The organism is Flavobacterium sp. BFFFF1, assembly GCF_002256285.1.
GTDB lineage: Bacteria > Bacteroidota > Bacteroidia > Flavobacteriales > Flavobacteriaceae > Flavobacterium.
This window is the reverse complement of sequence record NZ_NKJE01000014.1, coordinates 1-15,181: the sequence shown is the minus strand read 5'-3', so window position 1 is coordinate 15,181 and position 15,181 is coordinate 1. Positions and strand designations below refer to the sequence as shown.

The window sequence follows — 15,181 nt, the reverse complement described above, 5'->3', positions numbered from 1 at the left end:
AAAATAGATTTATTTAAGATTTTAATAACATATTTTTGCGACTAATTTTCTTAAAAAGACAACCATGAAAAACAATTTGTTTGCCGCTGTTGCCATTCTCTCGTTGGTGACTGCAAGTGCTCAAACTACACAACCAACTAAAATTAAGGTCTTTACGCCGCAGGCTTCGCAGATTTCAAAAGACAATTCCTACAAATGGACGGTCAAAACCGATCTTTTGGGTATTTTGGTCGGTGAGTTTCCAGTTATTGCAGAATACCGAATTGCGCCGAAATTCAGCGTTGAGGCTTCCGCCGGCGTAACGTATGCTTTTTTCCCGAACGAATCGCTCACGCTGACTGAAGATGATGAAGACATTTTTGATACTAAGGCGGCTATGGGAACCGCTTTCAGGGGAACGATCAAGTATTATCCGTCTACAGATTATGATGCGATTGAGGGTTGGTCTTTTGGAATCCAATTGTTTCACAAAACCACAAACAGGGAATATAAAACGAGTACCGACTCGAATCCTGACTGGGATGGGAAACAGGATTCAAAAGTAAAGACGGGGGTTTCGCTGATTATTTCGAAGCAGATTTTCGAGGATTCGAATATTTCATTTGAGTCATTCATCGGAGTCGGTTTTGCAAAAACGAAAAGGACGCGCTATTTTGAAGAATACAATACGAATACGGAAACTTATGACATTGTTGAAAACGTTGAAGACAAGTCAGTACCTAACGTGCAGTTGGGATTCAGGATTGGATTCGGAAACTAAACAATAAAAAACCCGCAAATGCTGCGGGTTTTTTTATAGGTAACTGAATTTCGGAATCTGATGATGTGAAAATAAGGCAATTGTTCCCTGCGCAGAATTGATTTTTTGGGATTTGTCTTCCCGACTGGGTTTATCAGGTTTTCCAAAAAGTTCGAAATCTTTACAGCGACAATTTCCTGGTGGTTTTCTGCTTTGCACCGTCTATTTTGATGATGTAAATCCCGGACTGGAATTGCGAATAGTTGAACGACAAATCGGTAGAAACTTTGGACGAGGCGACTTTTGCGCCCGTGATTGTGAACAGATCGAAGTGTTGACCAGCCATCGTTTCCGGAAACAAAATGGTCTTAAGATTTTGATTTACGACGATCTGACTGCTTGGTTCTGTTTTATCGACGCCCAGCTGCCCATATTTTGCGACAGAATAGGTATAGTTGTTGCTTTCGATTTCGTACAAATTCCCTTCCGGCAATTGTTTTGTTGCATAAGTGTTGGTGTCGGTATCGTAAACGAAAAGCATGGTGTCGCTTTGATCGCTGGCGACGAAAATCATTGCATTGGTAGTCTGATCAAAAGTCCGGTTATAGAATTGGGTTGACGTGATTGAAGGCATGGCCATAAGCGATTCTACAACGCCCTGGGGACTGATTTTACCAACGTTAAAAACATAGTTTTGGCCATTATTGAAATCGGTAGCGAAAGTAGCGAAGATGGTATTCGAATCATTGCTGAACTCTAAGCCGATGTTGCCCAAAATCGGCAATCCCGTTATTGAAACCTGCGAATAAGTGAAATCAGCATTGTTGACGGGGACGCTCACCAACTTCAGGCCATCTGAATCAGACATCACGAAGTAATATATTCCGAGATTGGAATCAAAGCACGAACTGTCTGGATAAAACAACGCATTCTCCGGAAAATTGAAAGTTCCTATAATGTCATCATTGTTGGTAGCCGGATCATACCTCTTCAGGACTTTTTGATTGACAGCATTGTTGTCATAGGAATAGACAAAACCAGTTTGCATATCGCACTCTGAGGAACCATTGGTCGTAATTGTTGCGCCATTGAATTCGAGGTTGTTGTTTAGCGTATTAAATTCTAAAATGCCGCTAGCGCCGTTGACGTTCACTTTGGCAATAAAATCACCTGTCGAAGCATTGAACGTAGAATTGGCGATGATGATAGAGTTCACATCAGTCGCGCTGGTCGATAAGCTTTCCGGAGCGTCGGCCTGCCACTCTATAATGTTGGAGGTAGACTGCCCTGGAAGGGTTTGAAATCCGATTAGTCTCACCTGTGCACTTGAAATTACTGGCAAAACAAATAGCGGCAGCACATAGTATAATTTTATTCTCATAGCTATAACGATTTGATTTTGATAAATTTAGGTAATTTTTATTAATAATGATTTATAAAATATTTAATAAATTTATTTGGTCTTGCGGAGATTTCCATAATACAAAAAACCCTGCTTCAAGGAAACAGGGTTTTTAAATTTTAATAAGAGTAATCCTTATGCTTCGAACGGAAGTATAGAAACGTAGGACTTGTTGTCTCTTTTCTTTTGGAACTTAACAACTCCATCCACTTTCGCGTGCAATGTATGATCTTTACTGATGTATACATTCTCGCCTGGATTGTGTTTAGAACCTCTTTGTCTTACGATGATGTTCCCTGCGATTGCAGCCTGGCCACCATAAATCTTCACGCCTAAACGTTTCGATTCTGATTCCCTACCATTCTTGGAACTACCGACACCTTTCTTATGAGCCATGACGTATTAGTTTTATATTGTTATTATTCCTGAGTATCTTCTGTTGTCGCTTTCGGCGCTTTTTTCTTTGGAGCTTCCACTTCTGCATCTACAGGAGCTGCTTCTTTCTTAGGAGCCGCTTTTTTAGCACCCAAAACGATTCCTGAAATCTGGATTTGGGTCAATGACTGACGGTGACCATTTTTCTTTTTGTAACCTTTTCTTCTTTTCTTTTTGAAAACGATTACTTTGTCTCCTTTTAAGTGTGATAACACTTTGGCTTCTACTGAAGCACCTTCTATAGCTGGGGCGCCCAAAGTGATTGTTCCATTGTCGTCTAACAAAAGGACTTTGCCGAATGATACAGCATCTCCCTCTTTGTCAGCCAACCTGTGAACGAAAACCTTTAGGTCTTTGCTTACTTTAAACTGTTGCCCTGCTATCTCTACGATTGCATACATAACAAATTGTTTTATTAATTTTAAGGTTGCAAATATACAACTAATAATTATCCGTGCAACCCCTGAGCGAATATTTTGAATTATAAATTATGAATTATGAATGGATTAGGCGGTTCTCGTTCCAAAATTATTAATTATCCCATTGTTTCAATCGCTTTTGCTTCGCCAGTTCGCTCTTTTTGGAGCTCGGGTCCGGCTGTCCGCTGCATCTTTTTTACTTTTGCCACAAAAAACTACGAATCACGTATACTGAAAGCAAAAAGGGATGCCGCTTCTCCCGAAGTTTCGGGATGGGCCAGGGCTTTGTCCTTCCTTTAAATACTATTCCTGATTGTTAATTGTCCATTATCACTTACCATAGTGTGTTAATTCATAAAAAAAAGTATTTTTGGCGTAACAATTAAACCGGTTCTCATACCAATAGCAAAATCAACAACAAATTATTAACTTTATGAAAAACTCATTGATGGCTTTAAGTGCTGCACTTATGCTTGGAGGTGTTGCTTCAGCTCAGAACGTAGCTTTTGAAGAATACAATTTAGACAATGGCCTGCATGTTATCCTGCACAACGACCCGTCGGCTCCCGTAATCATTACGTCAGTAATGTACCACGTGGGTGCTAAAGACGAAAATCCGGAAAGAACCGGTTTCGCTCACTTTTTTGAACACCTGTTATTTGAAGGCACTGAAAACATCAAACGTGGAGAATGGTTTAAAATCGTCACGTCAAACGGTGGTGTGAATAATGCCAACACTACAGAGGACCGGACGTATTATTTTGAAGTTTTCCCTTCTAATAACATCGAACTGGGATTGTGGATGGAATCTGAAAGGATGCTTCACCCGGTGATTAACCAAATTGGGGTAGACACTCAAAACGAGGTGGTAAAAGAAGAAAAAAGACTTCGTTATGACAATAGCCCTTACGGACAATTGATTCCGGTCGTCAAGAAAAACATGTTCAAGAACCACCCTTACCGTTGGACAACCATCGGGTCTATGGATCACCTTGACGCAGCAAAATTAGAGGAATTCCAGGCTTTCAATAAGAAGTTCTATATCCCAAACAATGCTGTTTTGGTGGTTGCCGGTGATATCAGCAACAAAGAACAAACCAAAAAATGGATACAGCAGTATTTCGGAAACATTCCAAAAGCACCGGCTATTGAAAGAAAGTCGTTTCCTGAAGCACCAATCACACAAACTATCAACGATACATTTGAGGATCCGAATATCCAGATCCCAATGATTGTAACCGCCTACAGGACGCCATCAATGAAAACACGTGACGCGCGCGTTTTGGATTTCATTTCCGGGATTCTTAGTGACGGTAAAAGCTCAAGATTGTACAAGAAAATTGTTGACAATAACAAAACCGCACTTCAGGTAGGTGCTTTCAGCTACAGCCAGGAAGATTACGGAACATATATCCTTTACGGGCTGCCACAGGCACCACACACTTCTGAGGATATCCTTAAAGAGATGGATGAAGAGATTGTAAAGCTTCAGACAGAACTTATCTCTGAAAAAGAATTGCAGAAATTGCAAAACAAATACGACAACCAATACATCAACGGCAACTCCAGCGTAGAAGGAATTGCAGAAAATCTGGCGAGCTTTTACCTATTATATGGTGATGTAAACCTGATCAACACTGAAAAGGATATCTACAAAACCATTACCCGTGAAGAAATCAGGGAAGTGGCTAAAAAATACCTGAATCCTAACCAAAGGCTGGTTTTGAATTACGTTCCATCTAAAGACAAAGCGCAAAATTAAGACTATTATGAAAAAAGTATTTATATTATCAAGCTTGCTCTTAACTTTTATTATGCAAGGACAAATTATTCCACAGCCAAAACCAGGCCCATCACCTAGTATTAAGGTGAATAAGCCTCAGACTTTTGAACTGAAAAATGGTCTTAAGGTATTGGTTGTTGAAAACCATAAACTGCCAAGGGTGTCATTCAGCCTTAGCATCGACAATGCTCCTTACGCAGAAGGCAATAAAAAAGGAGTTGCCGATATGGCCAGTGCACTGATCGGTGAAGGGACTACCAAAATCTCAAAAGACGCGTTCAACGAAGAAATCGATTTCCTTGGTGCCGACATCAGTTTCGGCGCAAGCGGTGCTTTCGCAAGTTCGTTGTCAAAATACGCAGGACGCGTAATGGAATTGATGGCAGACGGTGCTTTGAATCCAAACTTCACACAGGAAGAATTTGACAAACAAAAAGCCAAAATCATCGAAGGCCTGAAGTCAGATGAAAAAAGCGTACCTGCTGTGGCAGAACGCGTGAAAGGCGTCCTGACTTACGGCAAAGACCACCCTGCAGGAGAATACCTGAGCGAAGAGACCCTAAACAATGTTACACTTGCGGACGTTAAGGCAAATTACAATACCTATTTCGTTCCTGGTAATGCTTACCTGGTAATCGTTGGGGATGTGAAATTGAAGGAAGTGAAGAAAACCGTTGAAAAACTTTTCGGTTCCTGGAAACCGGCGATAGCGCCTGCTGTGAGCTATAACGACCCTAAAGATGTGCAGTACTCTCAAATTAACTTTGTAGACATGCCAAATGCCGTACAATCAGAGGTTGCGGCGGTTAACGTTTCAAATCTGAAGATGACGGATCCTGATTACTTCGCTGTTATCGTGGCAAATCAAATCCTTGGTGGTGACTTCAACAGCTACATCAACATGAACCTTCGTGAGGCACATGGATGGACTTATGGTGCAAGATCAAGTATCGGTGGAGACAAATATGTGGGTAACTTCGAAGCTTCAACGCAGGTAAGAAATGCAGTTACCGACAGTACAGTTGTTGAAATCTTCAAAGAAATCAAAAGAATCAGAACTGAAAAAGTTTCTGACGAAATGCTGGCCAATGTAAAAGCCGGGTACGTAGGGCGTTTTGTAATGCAGGTAGAAAAACCTCAAACCATCGCTAGTTATGCGTTGAGAACAGAAACTCAGGGATTGCCTGCTGATTTTTACGAAAACTACATCAAAAACATCAGTGCAGTAACTGCTGAAGACGTGCAAAGGGTAGCCAACAAATACTTCCTTGCCGACAATATGAGGGTCATCATCGTTGGAAAAGGATCTGACGTGTTGCCTGGGCTCGAAAAGCTTCAGATGCCAATCATGTATTTCGACAAATATGGTAATAAAACAGAAAAACCTGCAACTAAAAAACCAGTGCCAGCCGGAGTAACTGCAAAAGCGGTTCTTGACAACTACATTAAAGCAATCGGTGGTGAGAAAGCGGCGAAAGGCGTTAAAACAGTTGTGATGACTGGAGGCACAGAACTTCCTGGAGCACCATCCCCGATTTCATTTAAATTGAAGGTAGATGTGAAAGGAAAATCTAATGTGGAAATGGCGATGGGCGCCATGACCATCATGAAACAGGTTGTTGGTGAAAAAGAGGGTTATCAAATTCAGCAAGGCCAGAAAATGGCGATGGAAGCGGATGAATTCAAAGACGCTAAAGCCAGCGCAGTTCCTTTTGAGGAATTGACATTGCTCGCAAGTACCGTTCCAACGCTTACCGGTATCGAACCAATCAATGGTAACGATGCTTACGCTGTACAGGTTAACGCAGATACAGTTTACTATTATGATGTAAAATCAGGATTGAAAACAGCTGAAGCCAAAACACAGGATAACGAAGGGCAAAAAATGACTTTGATGACGTACTACAACGACTACAAAGATGTTAAAGGCCTTAAATTTCCTTTCAACATTGTGAAAAATGTCGGAATTGAACTTGATATCAAGTTTACAGATATCAAAATTAATGAAGGTGTTACCGATGCGGATTTTCAATAATCCGGAATAGATATTTTGAAGAAGGCTGCCGTAATTGGCAGCCTTTTTTATTTACGGGAAGCGGATAGATAAACCCCGATCAGAATCACCAATGCGCCAAAACCCTGCAAAATCGTAAGCCTTTCGTCATTGAGCAGTCCCCAGAAAAATGCGACAATCGGAATCAGATAGGTTACAGATGTTGCAAATACCGGCGAAGAAATTTGTATCAGCCTGTAAAAAAGCAGGTTCGCAACGCCTGTTCCCATTACACCAAGTATTAAAATAAACAATATGGAATGGGTGACTTCCGGCTGCTGCCATACCCCAAAAAAACCTGAGAATCCCAATATGGCAATCGCAGGGACAATCATCACGGCAAAATTACCCGTTGTAATCGTCAAGGGACTTAAGTTGGAAAGGTGTTTTTTGATAAGATTGACATTCGTGGCATAACACATCGTGGCAATTACAGCCAAAGAAGCATAAAAGAAACCACCGCCACCGCCTATGCCCTGTGCGCCGCCGAAGATCAATAGGCAGCTTCCCGATAGCCCAACAAATACACCGATGATCTGCCTGCGTTTATATGTCAGTCCAAAAACAAGCAGTCCAAACAGCAACGAATTTAAAGGTGTTAGGGAGTTCAATACCGCGCCAATGGTACTGCTGATCCGCGTTTCAGCGATGGCGAAAAGGAAAGCCGGAAAAAAGTTCCCCAACAAGCCCGTTAACGCAATCAGTTTCCATTGGCTGCGCGGAATTTCGGGCAATCGCCTGAATCCAATCATCAGGATGAAACAGCCAGCAAATACCAGCCTAAGGGCGCCCAATTGTATGGGTGTGAGTCCTTTCAAGCCTTTAAGGATCAATATAAACGAACTTCCCCAAATCAGGGAAAGCGCAATCAGGAAAATCCATTTGGTGTTTGATGGTTTCATTGGATGAATTTAGCGGTTAAAATTCTGACTTTTAAATGAATTCCCATGCTTTTTTATTAATTTTGTCATCCACAATTGTTCAATCATTTAATTAAAAAATAAAAACATGAATTTTAAAAAATCCATTTTAGCGCTGGCTTTGGTAGGGATGCTTTTCGGCGCTTGTAAACAAAATGCGTCAGCACCGGCAGCTGAAGCGCCTGCAGCTAACACAACCGCCACCGCAAAAGCAGCTGATGCACCGCTGATCGGGAAAGCTGAAACGGCCAGCTTTCATATTGAAGGCATGAGCTGTGCTGTAATGTGCGCGTCCAAAATTGAAAAAGAACTTTCAGCAATGGAAGGTGTGAAAAAAGCAAAAGTTGACTTTGAAAAGAAAACAGCTACCGTGGAGTATGACAACGCTGTACAGACCCCGCAAAAACTGGCTGCAAAAGTAGAATCTGTAGCAGACGGAAAAACATACAAGGTGTCCGATATTAAATCTTCCGCAGATCACGCCATGCTTTATGGGCAGCAGGAAAAACAACCAAAGAAAAAAGCGGCAAAGAAAGCTAAAAAAGAAGAGAAAGAAGCTAAGTCTGAATCCAAAGAAGGAAAGCCGGGATGTTGCGCAGGAAAAAAACACTGCTCTGAAGGCGGAAAAATGTAATCGATCCAAAATTTTGAAAAAGAAAGGAACCTGTTTGGGTTCCTTTTTTTTTATTTTCAGTAAAAATTTGTGCATACCTGTCCAAATGATGCAACTATTTTTTCCACTTTAAACTTTCCATAAGCCGGCGCATGTCATTTTTCACATAACTGGCCGCAGGCATCACCGAGTCAAAATTGGGCTTTGCATAAAAATAGACGGAGCAGTCAATAAAGTGCCGCGTGCTGTCCGTGACATAAAATTGCCCATTCGTGGCCGCGTTCCCGTCGATGTTATAGAACATTCCGAAAACCTTGCCTTCCCTGTTCAAAAACGGTTGCTCCATGATGTCATCCGCCTTGATTACGTGCTTATACGTCAGCTCCTGCGCATCTTTCAGCAACGCATTGATATTGCCCTGCACAGGCTTGTAGCTCACGTAAATCGTTGCTTTCATCCTCGGGTAGCTGATTTCAAAATTACACCCCGGCTTGCCCTTAATGACAGCCTCTGCGTTCATGTCAAACGTAAAGGGGCAGTCGTTTTCAAAATGGGCATATTCAGCCACCGGATAGTCCAATCGCAACTGCGCGGCCGGTTTTGGAAGCACTTCTTTTTTACAGCCTGCCGCAGCAAACAACAATCCTGCATACAAATACAAAAACTTATTTTTCAAAATCATATTTTTTTTGGAGCTGTTCCCGCTTTCCGCTGTATCTTTTTATTCGTTGAAAAAACGAATAAAAAGGATGCCGCTGCTCCCGAAGCTTCGGGACGGGGCTAGTCTGCCTTCAAATTGTTAATCCAATGTCACTTTAACCTGCCTGATCCGCTTTTTGTCCACAGATTCAATCGTGAACACGTACGCGCCAAAGTGAATTTTCTGCCCCTTTTTCGGAAAATTCCCGAGTATTTCCAGAATCAATCCCGCCAGGGTTTCTGCTTCACCCTTTCGGTCTTCAAAAATTGCTTCATCCACATCGACCAACCGGTAAAAATCCTTCAGGTAAATCTTGCCTTCAAACAGGAAGTTTTTATCGTCAATCTGGGAAAAGTTGATGTTTTCGTCGTCAAATTCATCACTGATATCGCCCACGATTTCTTCGATAATATCTTCAAGGGAAACCAATCCCGACGTCCCGCCATATTCATCCACAACAATGGCAAGATGGCTTTTCATGCTTTGAAAATCTTTTAGCAGGTTATCGAGCTTCTTGTTTTCCGGGACAAAGAATGGCTTTCGCAACAGCGTCGTCCAGTCGAAATCCCTTTCATCAATGTAGGGGATGATATCCTTCACGAACAAAACGCCTTCTATCTGGTCAATATTGTCGCGGTACACCGGAATCCTCGAAAATCCCTTTTCCTTTACTTTCTGAAGGACGTCTTCAAAAGACTCCTCGATTTCAAGTGCAAAAATATCGATTCTGGGACTCATCACCTGTTTCGTATCGGTATTTCCGAACGAAACGATGCCTTCCAGGATCTTTTGTTCCTCGGTTGATGTCTCTTCAGAGGAAGTCAGTTCCAAGGCCTGCGACAATTGGTCCACCGAAAAATTTGATTTTTGTTTGCCCAGTTTTTCCTGCATCCAAAGCGTCACCGAACGCATCGGCATGCTAATTGGGGTAAGCAGTTTGTCGAGCACAAAAATAGGGCGTGCAATCCATATCGCAAACTTAATGTTGTTTCGGTTGGCATATACTTTGGGAAGCACTTCTCCGAACAGCAGGATCAGGAATGTCACAAAAACCACATCCAGTGCAAACTTCAGCGCCTTTGAAGCAATTGCCTCAAAAAGGCTTTGGCCAATATAGGAAAAGAGAATTACCACACCGATATTGATAAAATTATTCGCAACGACCAATGTGGCGAGCAGTTTTTTTGGCCGCTCCAACAAGCGTGATATAAGTCGTGCCTTCTCCGGATGCTTGCCAGCAGCATTGTCAAGGTCATTCTGTGACAACGAAAAAAATGCCACTTCAGCACCGGAAACTATTGCGGTACAGAATAGCAGGATAAAGATTCCTGCAAAACCCAATAAAAGATTGGTGTCAATTACAAAACGCGAGGGCTCGGGGTCCAAATTATGGTACGTTAGTTATACAATCAGAACGGCAGGTCGTTCTCGGGCGCCGGCTGTTGATCATAGCCATTGGTCCTGGAATCGCCGTTATGCCTGTTTCCTTCAGATTCTTTTTTAGTGCTCAGGAAGGTAAAATCAACCGCCTGAATTTCAGTTGTGTATTTTGTGGATCCATCCTCAGCCTGCCATTGACGTGATTTGATCCTGCCTTCAATATAAATTTTATCGCCTTTTGAAAGGTATTTTTCGCACAATTCTGCGGCTTTGTTTCGAACCACAATATTGTGCCACTCTGTAGACGTAACTTTTTCGCCGGTTTCTTTGTTGATATAGGTTTCATTGGTGGCCAGCGGAAACCTGCCGATGCAGGAATCGGCCTTGAAGTAGTGCATTTTCACTTCGTCGCCCAGGTGGCCGATCAGCATTACTTTATTTAAGGTCGAGTTCATTTTAGGTATCTTTTACAATCAAATATAATCATTTTTGGCTTACTCAAAAAAATCGTGTTCTATAAAATTATAAATCACAATCGGGAAGGGGAATGTTTTCAGTGTTTGGTAATCAATACCATTGTTTAATATGCCATCAACGGTGACTTTTCTGAAGGTAATGTGCAGCGTCTGGTGTGTCAGTTTATGAGTAATGGTTTTTGCATGCATTTCGGATACTGAGACAATATTCTTTTCAAAAATGTGGCGGTCACGCACAAGCGTTATGATTTCTTCAATAGAAGCCTGATTGTCCGTCTCAATTAAAGGGAATTCATAAAGGTTTTGCCAGATTCCTTTTCCATCCCGTTTTTGAATGACTGTATTGGCATTGGCGTCTTCAGCGACCATATAATTAAAGTAACGGTCGCGCGCTTTGGCTTTTTTGGCTTTTACGGGCAGCACCTGCACTTTCCCATACTGTAGCGCGGCGCAGCTTTGGTTCATTATGCAGCTTCCGCAATCCGGATTCTTAGGAACACATTGCAGCGCGCCAAACTCCATGATTGCCTGGTTGAAAATTGCCGGATTGTCTTTTGGCATCAATTCCAGGGCGAGTTTGCGGAATTCCTTTTTCGCTTCTGCGGAAGCGATATCGGTATCGATATTGAGGTAACGCGCCAGCACCCGGAATACATTTCCGTCTACTACCGGGACGGCTTCATTGAATGAAAAGGAGGCGATTGCTGCCGCGGTATACTCCCCGACGCCTTTCAGTTTTAGTAAATCGGTGTAGTTTTCAGGGAAAATTCCGTTCAGGTCATTGGCGATGGTTTGTGCGGTTTTATGTAAATTCCTGGCGCGAGAATAGTAGCCAAGTCCCTGCCAAAGTTTCAAAACCTGCTCTTCAGACGCATTTGCGAGGTCAAAAACGGTTGGAAAAGCTTCCGTAAAAGCATAAAAATAGGGCATTCCCTGGGCTACCCGAGTTTGTTGCAGCATGATTTCAGAGAGCCAAATGTGGTAAGGATTTTGCGTATTTCTCCAAGGCAAATCGCGTTTGTGCTGTAAATACCATTGGATTAATAACTTAGAAAAAAGCATAAATAAGAATTGGTGTGCAAAAATAAAGTTTATGTAATTAAATTTTAATCTTTTATCGTTGATTAATTGTTTTTTAAATTCGTATATTTGCAACCTCAAAAAATATTACACATTCTAAATTAGAAAGAAAATGACGAAAGCAGATATCGTAGCGAAGATTTCAGAAAAACTAGGGCTTGAAAAAGGAGACGTTCAGGCTACTGTTGAAACATTCATGGAAGAAGTAAAGAATTCTCTTGAGACAGGAGATAACGTTTACCTGAGAGGTTTCGGAAGTTTTATCATCAAAACTAGGGCTGAGAAAACCGGAAGGAACATTTCCAAAAACACTACAATTAAAATCCCTGCACACAATATTCCGGCATTCAAACCAGCTAAAGTGTTTGTAGAAGGAGTAAAAACAAACAACGAAGCAAAATAATTTTATTAATCACCAAAAAGTCAGACTATGCCAAGTGGTAAAAAGAGAAAAAGACATAAGGTAGCTACGCACAAAAGAAAGAAAAGAGCGAGAGCTAACCGCCACAAAAAGAAAAAGTAGTTTTAAACTACTTTTTTCTTTTTAAACGTTCATTGAAATCAAGGAGGGAAGATCATAGAAGCAAGAACCAGGAGTCAAGACTCCTTAGCTTGTGTCTTTCAGCCTTAAAGAAACATTTGTTCAATCATTTTGAGATATTTTATCGGTTTCAATTGTCATTATCGTGACGCTTGATGCTGTGATCTCAAAAAATTAAAATACACAAGGTGAATAAAGAATTGATCATCAGGTCCAGTTCTGACGCCGTGGATTTTGCCTTATTGAAAGATGGAAAATTAATTGAATTACACAAAGAGGAGGAAAAAAGCAACTTCCAGGTGGGTGATATCTTCCTTGCGAAGATACGCAAACCGGTTGCCGGATTAAACGCTGCTTTTGTAAATGTCGGCTTCGAGAAAGATGCCTTTTTACATTATCACGATTTAGGTCCAAACCTCGCCTCACAGTTGAAATTCATTAAACTTGTCAGCACAGGTAAGATAAAAGATTTCGCTCTTAAAACGTTTCAGTTTGAGAAAGAGATTAATAAAGATGGCGTCATTACGGAAGTACTAACCGCCAACCAATCCATCCTCGTGCAGGTCGTCAAAGAACCTATCTCTACCAAAGGGCCAAGGATAAGCTCCGAGCTTTCCCTTGCCGGTCGGTTTATTGTTCTCGTTCCTTTCTCTGACAGAGTTTCGATATCACAAAAAATCGAATCCAAAGAAGAGAAAGATCGTCTTAAACGACTCGTACAATCCATTAGACCAAAAGGTTTCGGTATCATCGTACGTACCGTTGCTGAAGGCCAAAAGGTCGCGGAATTAGAAAAAGACCTACAAACATTACTCGACAGATGGTCGGGAATGTGTAAAAAATTACCAACTGCTCATCATCCGTCCAAGGTACTCGGAGAGCTTAACAAGGCTTCTTCGATCCTAAGGGACGTTTTTAACGATACCTTTAGTGGCATCCATATCGATGATGAAGAGTTGTTTTACCAAACGAAGGATTATGTGCAGGAAATTGCCCCTTCAAAACAAGCAATAGTAAAGCATTATCAGTCTCGTGATACGCCTATCTTTGAAAAATACAACATAGAGCGACAAATCAAGACTTCATTCGGAAAGACAGTGTCCATGGCCAAAGGTGCTTATCTCATTATTGAGCATACTGAAGCGCTCCATGTCATCGACGTAAACAGTGGAAACCGTTCCAACAAAGCTTCCAATCAGGAAGACACTGCCATGGAGGTCAATATGATCGCTGCTGCAGAAATCGCAAGGCAATTGCGCCTTCGTGATATGGGCGGTATCATCGTCATCGATTTTATCGACATGTCAAATCCCGATAATCGCAAAGTTCTTTTCGACTTCCTACGGGAAGAAATGAGCGATGATAAAGCCAAACACAAAATATTACCACCAAGCAAATTCGGCCTGGTGCAGATTACAAGACAACGGGTGCGTCCCGAAGTCAACATCAAGACAAGGGAAGAAGACCCCAATGCCGACGGGCAGGTTGAGGCCCCTATCCTGATTCTCGACAGAATCGCGCTGGACCTGGAAAGAGTGCTCAAGAACCATAAAAAAGTGGTGCTTAATGTACATCCATTTGTAGCGGCATACCTGTCGAAGGGATTTCCATCATTGAGATCAAGATGGTTTTTTGAGCACAAAAAATGGATTAGGATCATCCCACGTGATGCTTATACGTATCTCGAGTACCGTTTCTTTGACAGCAACGGAAAAGAGATTAAAGAATAGAATAGAAAGAAAGCCGCCCTTCGCAAGTTGGGCGGTTTTTTTATGCTTTTTTTTGAACATGGACCTTCGCGCAACGCCCGTAAAGCCGACGGCATATACGCTAGTTAGCATTTGCGGTGGCTCGCTTTCCGGAACGTCATTGACCACGTTAGGGAACGGGGTAAATTGACAAAATTTGTCTATTTTTTGGGCAGCTTTATTAATGTTTAAATCAAAATGCCAAATTAATAGAAACGAATGGCATATTTTTTATTATTTAGCGTCAATTGTTTGATTAACATGATTAATATTTTGAGTTGAAGGGTCAACTTTTTGAATAATTTTATTAAAAGATAGGCGAAAGTAGGGCAAACACGGGCAAAAAAAAACCGCCCATACAAAGGCGGTTTCCAAATCAAAAGTTTAAAATACAATGCATTAAGGCGGCAGGCTAAATTACGGAGTTCCGTCCTGCCACCCCGCTGCAAAATTATTATTTCACCATCAGCTTCCTCACGGTGGATTTGTTGCCTGAAGCAATTTTTACAAAATACATTCCGGATTGCAGTTTCGAAATATCAAGGCTGTTTTCATTGCCCTGAACCGGCATTGACAGGACCGATTTTCCTTGTAAATCAAACACGGTTATAGTACCATCACCCGCTACACTTTCATTGAAGCGAACGGTCACATTGGCGTTTGCGGGATTGGGATACAATTCCAGATTGACAAAATCGTTGGTGTTTGTGTTTAATAAAGTAACGAGCTCGGTCGTCACCATATTGGTCGCAATCGGCGCATTGAAATCAAAGAAGATATTGGCATCTGCCTCGATGATGTCTCCAATGGCCATAGTTGATTGTGGCTTAATTTTAAAAGTTACATACCCATTGCTTCCCGCTTCATCCACCGAGCTGGCCGGAAGATTGAT

The 15,181-nt window shown here is 41.7% G+C and carries 15 protein-coding genes; 6 read left to right on the top strand and 9 right to left on the bottom strand.

Features of this window, described 5'->3' with window-relative positions:
- Positions 1-64: 64 nt before the first annotated feature.
- A complete protein-coding gene (locus tag CFE23_RS10000; RefSeq protein WP_291087318.1) occupies positions 65-760 on the top strand; it encodes a DUF3575 domain-containing protein in 696 nt (231 codons plus the stop codon).
- Positions 761-920: 160 nt separating this feature from the next.
- Here the strand turns inward: CFE23_RS10000 and CFE23_RS09995 are convergent, their stop codons facing one another.
- From CFE23_RS09995 to rplU, 3 genes are all read right to left on the bottom strand, one after another.
- Positions 921-2,120, bottom strand: a complete 1,200-nt coding sequence (locus tag CFE23_RS09995; protein ID WP_291087316.1) for a T9SS type A sorting domain-containing protein — start codon at positions 2,118-2,120, stop codon at positions 921-923.
- Positions 2,121-2,276: 156 nt separating this feature from the next.
- Positions 2,277-2,537: a 50S ribosomal protein L27 gene (gene rpmA / locus CFE23_RS09990; RefSeq protein WP_071636208.1), complete on the bottom strand. Its 261-nt coding sequence runs from the start codon at positions 2,535-2,537 to the stop codon at positions 2,277-2,279.
- Positions 2,538-2,560: 23 nt separating this feature from the next.
- Positions 2,561-2,977: a 50S ribosomal protein L21 gene (gene rplU, locus CFE23_RS09985; protein WP_291087314.1), complete on the bottom strand. Its 417-nt coding sequence runs from the start codon at positions 2,975-2,977 to the stop codon at positions 2,561-2,563.
- A 451-nt stretch (positions 2,978-3,428) separates the two neighbouring features.
- On the opposite strand from rplU, the gene CFE23_RS09980 reads away from it, so the two are divergent.
- Positions 3,429-4,757 carry a pitrilysin family protein gene (locus tag CFE23_RS09980; protein ID WP_291087312.1) on the top strand — a complete coding sequence of 443 codons (1,329 nt, stop codon included), beginning with the start codon at positions 3,429-3,431 and terminating at the stop codon, positions 4,755-4,757.
- 7 nt (positions 4,758-4,764) lie between these two features.
- The gene (locus CFE23_RS09975; RefSeq protein WP_291087310.1) at positions 4,765-6,813 is read left to right on the top strand and encodes a pitrilysin family protein; all 2,049 of its coding nucleotides are present in this window, start codon (positions 4,765-4,767) and stop codon (positions 6,811-6,813) included.
- Positions 6,814-6,860: 47 nt separating this feature from the next.
- Here the strand turns inward: CFE23_RS09975 and CFE23_RS09970 are convergent, their stop codons facing one another.
- Entirely contained in the window at positions 6,861-7,733 is an 873-nt protein-coding gene (locus CFE23_RS09970) for a DMT family transporter (protein WP_291087308.1), read from the bottom strand.
- A gap of 106 nt (positions 7,734-7,839) precedes the next feature.
- Here CFE23_RS09970 and CFE23_RS09965 point away from each other — a divergent pair, with 106 nt between their 5' ends.
- A complete protein-coding gene (locus CFE23_RS09965; RefSeq protein WP_291087306.1) occupies positions 7,840-8,385 on the top strand; it encodes a heavy metal-associated domain-containing protein in 546 nt (181 codons plus the stop codon).
- 94 nt (positions 8,386-8,479) lie between these two features.
- On the opposite strand, the gene gldD is transcribed toward CFE23_RS09965, so the two are convergent.
- From gldD to mutY, 4 genes are all read right to left on the bottom strand, one after another.
- Complete coding sequence (gldD, locus tag CFE23_RS09960) at positions 8,480-9,046, bottom strand: gliding motility lipoprotein GldD (RefSeq protein ID WP_291087304.1); 567 nt, start codon at positions 9,044-9,046, stop codon at positions 8,480-8,482.
- A gap of 117 nt (positions 9,047-9,163) precedes the next feature.
- Positions 9,164-10,450: a gliding motility-associated protein GldE gene (locus tag CFE23_RS09955; protein WP_291087302.1), complete on the bottom strand. Its 1,287-nt coding sequence runs from the start codon at positions 10,448-10,450 to the stop codon at positions 9,164-9,166.
- A gap of 23 nt (positions 10,451-10,473) precedes the next feature.
- Positions 10,474-10,899, bottom strand: a complete 426-nt coding sequence (gene ssb / locus CFE23_RS09950; RefSeq protein WP_291087300.1) for a single-stranded DNA-binding protein — start codon at positions 10,897-10,899, stop codon at positions 10,474-10,476.
- 39 nt (positions 10,900-10,938) lie between these two features.
- Positions 10,939-11,982 (bottom strand): A/G-specific adenine glycosylase, encoded by a 1,044-nt coding sequence (gene mutY / locus CFE23_RS09945; RefSeq protein WP_291087298.1) that lies wholly within the window; start codon positions 11,980-11,982, stop codon positions 10,939-10,941.
- 130 nt (positions 11,983-12,112) lie between these two features.
- On the opposite strand from mutY, the gene CFE23_RS09940 reads away from it, so the two are divergent.
- Positions 12,113-12,403 carry an HU family DNA-binding protein gene (locus CFE23_RS09940; RefSeq protein WP_108369649.1) on the top strand — a complete coding sequence of 97 codons (291 nt, stop codon included), beginning with the start codon at positions 12,113-12,115 and terminating at the stop codon, positions 12,401-12,403.
- Positions 12,404-12,729: 326 nt separating this feature from the next.
- Positions 12,730-14,271 carry a ribonuclease E/G gene (locus CFE23_RS09935; protein WP_291087296.1) on the top strand — a complete coding sequence of 514 codons (1,542 nt, stop codon included), beginning with the start codon at positions 12,730-12,732 and terminating at the stop codon, positions 14,269-14,271.
- 472 nt (positions 14,272-14,743) lie between these two features.
- Here CFE23_RS09935 and CFE23_RS09930 read toward each other — a convergent pair.
- A partial coding sequence (locus CFE23_RS09930; protein ID WP_291087294.1) for a T9SS type A sorting domain-containing protein occupies positions 14,744-15,181 on the bottom strand: 438 nt, incomplete at its 5' end.

Coding starts and splice junctions, on each gene's coding strand:
- CFE23_RS09980 (WP_291087312.1), top strand. CDS start 3,429: ATGAAAAACTCATTGATGGCTTTAAGTGCTGCACTTATGCTTGGAGGT.
- CFE23_RS09975 (WP_291087310.1), top strand. CDS start 4,765: ATGAAAAAAGTATTTATATTATCAAGCTTGCTCTTAACTTTTATTATG.
- CFE23_RS09970 (WP_291087308.1), bottom strand. CDS start 7,733: ATGAAACCATCAAACACCAAATGGATTTTCCTGATTGCGCTTTCCCTG.
- rplU (WP_291087314.1), bottom strand. CDS start 2,977: ATGTATGCAATCGTAGAGATAGCAGGGCAACAGTTTAAAGTAAGCAAA.
- CFE23_RS09965 (WP_291087306.1), top strand. CDS start 7,840: ATGAATTTTAAAAAATCCATTTTAGCGCTGGCTTTGGTAGGGATGCTT.
- CFE23_RS09995 (WP_291087316.1), bottom strand. CDS start 2,120: ATGAGAATAAAATTATACTATGTGCTGCCGCTATTTGTTTTGCCAGTA.
- CFE23_RS10000 (WP_291087318.1), top strand. CDS start 65: ATGAAAAACAATTTGTTTGCCGCTGTTGCCATTCTCTCGTTGGTGACT.
- gldD (WP_291087304.1), bottom strand. CDS start 9,046: ATGATTTTGAAAAATAAGTTTTTGTATTTGTATGCAGGATTGTTGTTT.
- mutY (WP_291087298.1), bottom strand. CDS start 11,982: ATGCTTTTTTCTAAGTTATTAATCCAATGGTATTTACAGCACAAACGC.
- CFE23_RS09940 (WP_108369649.1), top strand. CDS start 12,113: ATGACGAAAGCAGATATCGTAGCGAAGATTTCAGAAAAACTAGGGCTT.
- rpmA (WP_071636208.1), bottom strand. CDS start 2,537: ATGGCTCATAAGAAAGGTGTCGGTAGTTCCAAGAATGGTAGGGAATCA.
- ssb (WP_291087300.1), bottom strand. CDS start 10,899: ATGAACTCGACCTTAAATAAAGTAATGCTGATCGGCCACCTGGGCGAC.